We start from the raw sequence: 7,213 nt of genomic DNA on the forward strand, positions 1-7,213 counted from the left end.
GATCAGCAGAGGGCTCAAAGAGGCTTGTGTTTTTTGCGGCAGCGAGAAGGTAGACGGTATAACCCGCATAACCGGTTACTTTACTAAGACATCTTCTTGGAACGCTGGTAAGCGAGGGGAATTAAAAGACAGGCAGAGGGTAGAGGTGAACTGATGTAATGAGGGATACAAACATACCAATAGGCGGGCTTTTGCCCGTCTCTTTTTTAGATTGGGAGAATAAGGTGGCTTCTGTAAAAGAGGTCTTGCCTGATGTTCCTGAAGTAGGGGGGATTTGTAGGGGGTAGAAGTTGTTTTACAGGCCGTGATGTTGGTATACCTTTTAGGAGGGAGGTGGAATTTCCGATGACTGTCAAAAATGGGAATAAAAAATTGAAGATTAGAGACGTGCAGGTGCCTCTATCTCTGTCTCTTCCTTTTCATCTCATAAGCTGGAGCCTTCTTGCGTTAGGTGTTTTTCTGCTGATGGTGCATGTTGCTGTTGTTACAGGAGCAGTCCCTTCTAATGACATGTATTGGATAACTACAGTTCGCAAGGATTTTAGTTTGTTGGATCCGGTTACTGCAATTCGCTGGAAACTGTATATTCCTCAGTACGTCAAGTACGGCAGGAATGTCTTTATTGTGATGATAGGAGTTGCTCTCTGTATGTTGGGGATACAGCGTATCACACTTAAGCTGTTTCTGCGGAAGTATCAGAATAGATGAAAAGGGGGCGGTATTACAGTGAGCTTATCTCAATCCTTGTATGAGTTGGCAGGGTTATCGTATCGCCCAACACAGATGCAGGCTTTGAGGGCTATCGAGTCAGCCTACATGGAAGCTGTTTCCGGAGCTTCTCCTCGATATGTGCTTTGTGAAGCTCCTACAGGAACAGGTAAAAGTTATATTGTGCTTTTATTGGCTCTTGCAGGGTGGTTGGAGAACGGTCATAAAAGTGTTGTTTCGACGCACACACATGTTCTGCAGGGACAAATTGTCAATAAGGATTTTCTCTTTCTCCGCCGCAAGATTTCGCAGATTCGGGGTTTTGAAAAGGTGGCGGATTGGAAGGCAAAGATTATCAAAGGGAGGAGCGGATTTCCCTGCCTTCGTAAGATATTTGAGTTGAAGCAGTTGGTTGAATCTGCAGGCGATTTGATTGTCCGTTCTACTTCAGGAGAGTTTATGCTTGTCCCAAGGCAGCAGATTATGTCTCTTGCTCATCAGATTCAGGGAGGGGCGGGCAGTCTGTCATTATCAGAGAATGACAGGCTTATGGATTTGGTCAGTGGTTCTCAGGAGGAGTGTACTGCCCCTGACTGTCCTTTCTACCGCAAAGAATGTCTGTACTACCGCAATATTCGGCAAAGCGCCCCTCTGCTGGTGGTTAACCACGCTCTGCTTATGGGGCTTATGGACGGTAAAGAGCAGATAGAGGAAGAGGATATTGGGAGTGAAACCTCTAAAAAATTGGGGATATTGAACGGCAACATGTATTTCTTTGATGAAGCTCACCACTTATTGGGCTATAGGACTATGGGGAATGTGTTAGAAGCAGTAGATTTCCGGACTATAAAGAGATTGATTCAGTCTCCTATTCCAATAGCGGATAGGGGTATTCATAAAAAGATTGCTGCGCTTTCAGATATGTTGTACGGGTGGTGGGTGGATGTCTGTGAGCGTTCCAGCAGAAACAGAGGGTCAGAATACAGGCTGCTTTTACAGAAAGGAATTTCTCTGTATAAACGCTGGACTGCTTTAGGTAAGAGTCTCAAGGGGAAAAATGGTCAGGTTTTCGTTGAGCGGTGTAGTGATTTTTATGTTCTCCTTCGGAAACTGCATGGTATGTATAAGCGGGCTCTTATGCAGGAAGGGGATATTGTAGTTGAGGGTCAGCAGAAACTGCTGCTGTCATCTGCGGAAGAGCGAAGTATGAAGGAGGATTTGAGGCAGAGGTGTTCTAACCTGTCTGTGGGCGTTTTTCTTTCTGGTACGATGACTATCGACAGCAGTTTTGATACGTTTCGTGTAGAGACAGGAATAGAAGGAAATGATGTATATACTATAAAAGTCAATTCTCCTTTCAACTATGAAAATGTGTCGGTATGGGTGCCTAGAGCTGTCCCTGCTCCAAATAAAGATGAAAAGTTTTATGTGGAGTATGTTTCTGCTTTTTGTCAGACATATATTCCAAAATATATAGATCGTCAGCTTGGAGGGGTATTGGTCCTCTGTTCCAGTTTGAGGCGTATGAGGCTGGTTGCAGATGCCTTAACTGGCGTTCTCCCTTCAGGCAAGGTTTTTGTTCAGGGCAATATGCCTAAACACCAGCTAGCCAAAGCCTTTCTGTTTACTCCTTCTAGTGTATTGGTAGGTTCTGCGTCTTTCCGTGAGGGATTTGACGCTCCTAAAGATAAGCTCACATGGGTAATCATAGACCGATTGCCTTTCTCTCCTGTAGACAGTCAAATGAAGGTCCGCACACAGAGGCTGAAGCGGTGGGGGGCTATATCCAATCCGTTCAAACATTCTATGTCGCTCATGAAACTTTTCTTGGTCCAGTCTGTAGGCAGACTCATCAGGACAGAACACGATAGAGGCTTGATTACTGTTTTAGATCCCCGCATGTGGAACGACCAATGGGGATTAGAAAGCTGTGTCCCTAGAACAAAAGAGGAGTGGCTGTCCAGACTTCCCTCTTCAGACGAGTGGGAGCAGATGTTGGATCATATAACACAAACACACAACTACACATTGTTGAATGTCGATGCCGTGAGTTTGCCTGTCGAAGTTTGATATCAAGTTGACGTTTAGACAAAATATCACTATATCTATTATAGATAGAATAAAAAACAGGAGGAATAGGCAATGAGGACAAGAGACCATGCATGTTTGAATATGATTATGATGGCTGGGATAAATATAGCTGGGTATTGGCTGTGGTCGCAATTTAGATTTGATGTATTTCAGATATTATTTGGCCTCTGGCGTAGGTCGTGGAATCCTCTGGATAGCTTGATTGCTGTTGCTTTAGGTTCCTGTCTTGTGGACTATGACCTCATGTTTTATGGAAAAGCCCACAGGGAAACGTCTCCTTTTCATTGGATAGAGGTTCCTATCGTTGCCATTATAGCCATGTTGGCGTTCCATTGGTTTGGAGAGAATGTCGGTTTTGTCCCTGAAATTAACCCGTTTGTTTATAAATACTTGATTGGTATGATGTGGGGCTGGCTGTTCCACCTTGTTGGCGACATGCTGCAGGGAGGAGTATATAGCCGCCTTCTAAAGAGGCGGATAGGAAGGATACATTATACGTGGGACAAATACGAAAACGATTGGGTGTGGCTTACGCCTCTTTTGGTGGTTGCAGCGTTGTTTACTGCTTACAAGTCCTTTGTCGCATTTGGCGTTAAAACTTGGCTTTGGGGTTATATGCTTGTAACCATCATTCTTATTGGAAAAACTGAGTCCCGACATAATCTGGTAGGTACAGCGGTCAACCTGTTGATATGGTATGGAATAATGCATGCGACTTGGCATTACATGCATTGATTAGAACAGAAAAAGTATACCTGTTTCTTGTTTAGCTGGGAGCCGAAGGGCTATATATACAGTGGAGGTGTGAGATATGTCGAATTTGGTTGTGAATATAAGTAATGCAATCAGCAGGTTGCAGGATTCACATAGGTTGTATCCTGTTCAGTCGGGAGACAAAAAGAGAATAAGGTATGAATTTTGTTTGATTACTGATGCAGAGGACGTTAGGGCGGAGCTGGAACAGCACGCCTCCTTTATGATAAAGCAGGTAAGCCTTTCTGGTTCTGATGGATTTGAGACGTACTATAAAGACCTTCCTGTATCTGCGGTGAGGATTGATAAGACGGAAGACCTTGCTGGGATATTGAGCGTTCCTCCTGAAAATCTGATAGAGAGGATTCAGGTGCTCAACAGAGAGCGTGGCGACAAGGCGGCCTATACCATACCTGTTGAAAATAAAGAAGACGGTGAGGTCGTGACTGTACCAGTTGGCATATTTATGTTCAACAACCTAGCGTTCTGGAGGGAATTGGCAAATACACCAAGCGGTTTCACATATCAGTATGCTGTAGCAGACAAGGAAACAATTTCCAGTTCAATGTTCCGCTATATGCTCCGCCGTGTAGGGATAGACGGGATATTTTTGTCTTTAAGGCAGTTGTTGTATCAGATACATCTGCCAAACAGGGACAATGAAGTGCTGCATAAGATGTTGACGGTAGAGGAGCGATGCCTAAACACCTTGATGCAGGACGCGCAGAAAATATTAGATAAGCAGGAAACAAAGTTTAGGCGTTGGAAAATTTATTCCGTTACTTCGGGAGTACTGTTGGCTTTTTTGCTTGGTATTTTGGTTTTGACAGGTCCTGCAGTAATTGAAAGGCTGCAGTCTCTTGGATTGTGGTTTTTCTAGTTTTAGGAGGATCCAAGATGGCTGGTCAAAATCACGATAGAGCTAAAATAGTAGGGAAAGCCCTATCTTTATATATGTCTCAGGCAACAGCTTTGGTTGCGGGGGGGCAATTGGATGTTTGTAGGTTCTGTATCATTGATCCTATGTCTCCGTTAATTGGGTATGTGGAATGTGGTTTTCAGGTATCTAATGTTCAATTTGTCAATGGGACACTGCTGACGGAACATATACAAAGAAGGCCTGGAAAAGGAGATATTATTACTGTTCGTGGTGGAGTAGTAGCCTCAACTCAATGGGGTGTGGTGGTTGACAAATATGTCAACTATTACAACAAAGGGTTGAATGTTGTGGTTCTGCCGCTGTTGGTTCATCGTGAGGGGATATATATTTATGTCCCTGCTTTGATGAACCGAATGGACATTAAATCTCCGCCTGCAGGGATAAAGGCTTTGTATGATTTTGCTGTCTTCGCAAGAAGTATTGCAAGGATCAATGTGAACCGGTGGGAGATCCCTTTAGGCGACGCGGGGGATAAACTTGGGAAACTTTTTGACGCCTCAAGGTCTTTTTGGCTTATTGTGCCTGATCTTTCTCTTAAAGACAAAGACAAGAAGGAAATAGTTTCCAGCGTTCTCGACCTACAGGAGGAAGGGGGCGCTGATGAAGCAGGGTTAGATAAGTTAGACCTGTTAGAAGAAGAGTTGCAGAAGCCGCAGCATGATCACCCCTACGATTTTAGTCAAATACTGAACGATCCTATTCTTTCTTAATTTGGAAGGTGAAGGGAGAGCAATTATATATTGAAAATTGAAGGGGGAGTAGTTATGCATTTGTATTACGACGATTTAAGCAACATAGACTACTTAAGCGTAGAAAGAGAGAGGTTTCCTGATTGGAAATTCCAACACTACTGCAGGGACATTGTTGCTACAGATTCCTCTGAGAGCGAAGCAAGAGTTTCTGCTACCTCTGCTGTTTGGTTGGATTGATCAGCTATGGCGGACAGTGCCTGTCTTAAGGCCTCTTGGAGTTTCACGGCACTGGAGGCCATAAGGCCTATTTCCGTATTGTACTTGGCGGCTTCCTTCAGCCAGTCTTCGTTTTCGTCCTTTGTCAAATCCAAAGTTCCAAGTTTTGTTAAGGACGCAGTTATACGATTGACAGGTTCTATTATGCTCTTAGAGAAGGAGTAAAGGACGATTCCAAGTATGATTATGGCTGCTATGCCAAAGATAGCCTGCTTTGTAACAAGTCCCATAACTATGGACTTAAGGTCGGACTCTGGGAACACAATGCCTAAAATGAAACCTGACTTCGTCGGAGCATAAAAGGTGCGTCGGACCTCTCCTTGATATTCGTAATCTACAAATCCCTTACTACCGGAAAGTATTTTTTTGCCTGCCTCTGCTACAGCTTGATTTATGGCTGAGCTGACTTTGGTGATGTTCTCTTTCGCCACTAACTCAGGTTTTGGATGAGCAATGAAGTTGCCCTTTTGGTCTATCAAAAAGCCGTACCCTTTGTCCAAGATGGTGTATGACGTGATCATTTTTGACAGGTCTTGAAGGCTTACGTCTATGCCGGCTACGCCTAGCAGCTTGCCGGAGGATGATCTTACTGGAGCGGCAACAGTTATGATAAGCCCCCCTGTATTGGCATCCACGTACGGCTCGGTGAGAATGGGTTTGTTTTCTTCAACCGCTTTTATGTACCACGGCCTTTTTCGTGCATCGTAAGTGTCTGGCTCTACCCAATCACTTCCTGTCCCAAGCTTACCGGTAGTTTCCAGCCCTACGTATAGATCCAATATGTTTAGGTCTTTAGAAAGAGAGTTGTAGTAACGGCCTACTAGCGATTCTAGATCGTCATCTACTGCAGCTTTCCCAGTTTCCAAAAGCTCTGCGGCAGAGTCCGCTATGCTTATCGATAAGGTTTTTAGTTTATCAAAGTACTGGTCTACCTCTCTTGCTCCGCTATTTACACTTTCAAGTCCCAAGACATTTACTTGTTCATTCAAGACTGATTTGCTCTGAAATGCCATAAGGGTTACCATACCGCCCAAAAGAACAACGATGCCTATGGCAAGCATCAAAAGCTTTTTGGATATGGACATTTTGCTCTGACTCGCTAACACACTCCGCATTTAAAAATCCTCCTTATCACTGAATAATCTGTATGAAATATTATGTTTCAGCACAAAAAAAAAGAGGGGACGCTATCAAAGAAAAGCGTCCCTCTATTCTTTATTCTCAATTGTCCCTGCTTCTCTCCCCCCTTTCTTTTTACTTTGTTCAAATCCGCCGTTTGCATGGTTTCTTTGAGGCCTTCTTTGTGCTTTTATCCTTTCAGGTTTTTTTGAAAAAACAACGAATTTGAACAAAGCCTTGTTGTGCCCATAGATCTGTTGCCTTTTGTTGGTGTTTGTGCAATCCGAAGGCTCATAAATAAGTCTAAAGCAATTACCCTGCGTAAACTCCAATACTATATGCAAAGAACAAAAATTTTCGCACTGAATATTTGTCGCATAAAACATATTGCGAAGGCGATATGCGCATTACACCTGACATCATGCCACCATATAACAGTCAGATTAGATGACAAAACTCATAAACAATAACTAAAAATCTATTGCTGAAATCCCAGCACTAAATATAAGTTTCCATCCGCACAGACCATAGGAATAGTGTAGTGCTTTATTTGTAAAGATGTAGGAGGAATAGACTTCAAGTTTTCCCCAGCAAACATCTGCGGAGGCGTTATATCAACGTGTTCGCTGTAACT

The 7,213-nt window shown here is 43.5% G+C and carries 9 protein-coding genes; 7 read left to right on the forward strand and 2 right to left on the reverse strand.

The genetic code is table 11. From position 1 onward, the window contains the following. The first annotated feature begins 1 nt into the window (after position 1). The 7 genes from nrdD (at position 2) to V7Z69_RS09245 (ending at position 5,202) form a co-directional block, all read left to right on the forward strand. Positions 2-154, forward strand: a complete 153-nt coding sequence (gene nrdD / locus V7Z69_RS09215) for an anaerobic ribonucleoside-triphosphate reductase (protein WP_334139710.1) — start codon at positions 2-4, stop codon at positions 152-154. Positions 155-158: 4 nt separating this feature from the next. Further along, a complete protein-coding gene (locus V7Z69_RS09220) occupies positions 159-287 on the forward strand; it encodes a hypothetical protein (RefSeq protein WP_334139702.1) in 129 nt (42 codons plus the stop codon). A gap of 58 nt (positions 288-345) precedes the next feature. Continuing rightward, complete coding sequence (locus V7Z69_RS09225; protein ID WP_334139703.1) at positions 346-708, forward strand: hypothetical protein; 363 nt, start codon at positions 346-348, stop codon at positions 706-708. Positions 709-726: 18 nt separating this feature from the next. Further along, the gene (locus tag V7Z69_RS09230) at positions 727-2,778 is read left to right on the forward strand and encodes an ATP-dependent DNA helicase (protein WP_334139704.1); all 2,052 of its coding nucleotides are present in this window, start codon (positions 727-729) and stop codon (positions 2,776-2,778) included. A 72-nt stretch (positions 2,779-2,850) separates the two neighbouring features. After that, positions 2,851-3,534 carry a hypothetical protein gene (locus tag V7Z69_RS09235; protein ID WP_334139705.1) on the forward strand — a complete coding sequence of 228 codons (684 nt, stop codon included), beginning with the start codon at positions 2,851-2,853 and terminating at the stop codon, positions 3,532-3,534. A 76-nt stretch (positions 3,535-3,610) separates the two neighbouring features. After that, a complete protein-coding gene (locus V7Z69_RS09240; RefSeq protein WP_334139706.1) occupies positions 3,611-4,432 on the forward strand; it encodes a hypothetical protein in 822 nt (273 codons plus the stop codon). A gap of 17 nt (positions 4,433-4,449) precedes the next feature. Next, positions 4,450-5,202 (forward strand): hypothetical protein, encoded by a 753-nt coding sequence (locus tag V7Z69_RS09245; RefSeq protein WP_334139707.1) that lies wholly within the window; start codon positions 4,450-4,452, stop codon positions 5,200-5,202. Positions 5,203-5,339: 137 nt separating this feature from the next. Here V7Z69_RS09245 and V7Z69_RS09250 read toward each other — a convergent pair whose 3' ends face one another. Further along, positions 5,340-6,575: a PDC sensor domain-containing protein gene (locus tag V7Z69_RS09250; RefSeq protein WP_334139708.1), complete on the reverse strand. Its 1,236-nt coding sequence runs from the start codon at positions 6,573-6,575 to the stop codon at positions 5,340-5,342. A 93-nt stretch (positions 6,576-6,668) separates the two neighbouring features. After that, positions 6,669-6,812 (reverse strand): hypothetical protein, encoded by a 144-nt coding sequence (locus tag V7Z69_RS09255; protein WP_334139709.1) that lies wholly within the window; start codon positions 6,810-6,812, stop codon positions 6,669-6,671. Between the last annotated feature and the right edge of the window lie 401 nt (positions 6,813-7,213).

The sequence above is a fragment of the Thermovirga lienii genome, from assembly GCF_036847465.1.
Taxonomy (GTDB): domain Bacteria; phylum Synergistota; class Synergistia; order Synergistales; family Thermovirgaceae; genus Thermovirga; species Thermovirga lienii.

What these genes read in the sequence shown, in the direction of transcription:
- V7Z69_RS09220 (WP_334139702.1), top strand. Translation starts at nt 159, where the DNA reads ATGAGGGATACAAACATACCAATAGGCGGGCTTTTGCCCGTCTCTTTT.
- V7Z69_RS09225 (WP_334139703.1), top strand. Translation starts at nt 346, where the DNA reads ATGACTGTCAAAAATGGGAATAAAAAATTGAAGATTAGAGACGTGCAG.
- V7Z69_RS09235 (WP_334139705.1), top strand. Translation starts at nt 2,851, where the DNA reads ATGAGGACAAGAGACCATGCATGTTTGAATATGATTATGATGGCTGGG.
- V7Z69_RS09240 (WP_334139706.1), top strand. Translation starts at nt 3,611, where the DNA reads ATGTCGAATTTGGTTGTGAATATAAGTAATGCAATCAGCAGGTTGCAG.
- V7Z69_RS09245 (WP_334139707.1), top strand. Translation starts at nt 4,450, where the DNA reads ATGGCTGGTCAAAATCACGATAGAGCTAAAATAGTAGGGAAAGCCCTA.
- V7Z69_RS09250 (WP_334139708.1), bottom strand. Translation starts at nt 6,575, where the DNA reads ATGCGGAGTGTGTTAGCGAGTCAGAGCAAAATGTCCATATCCAAAAAG.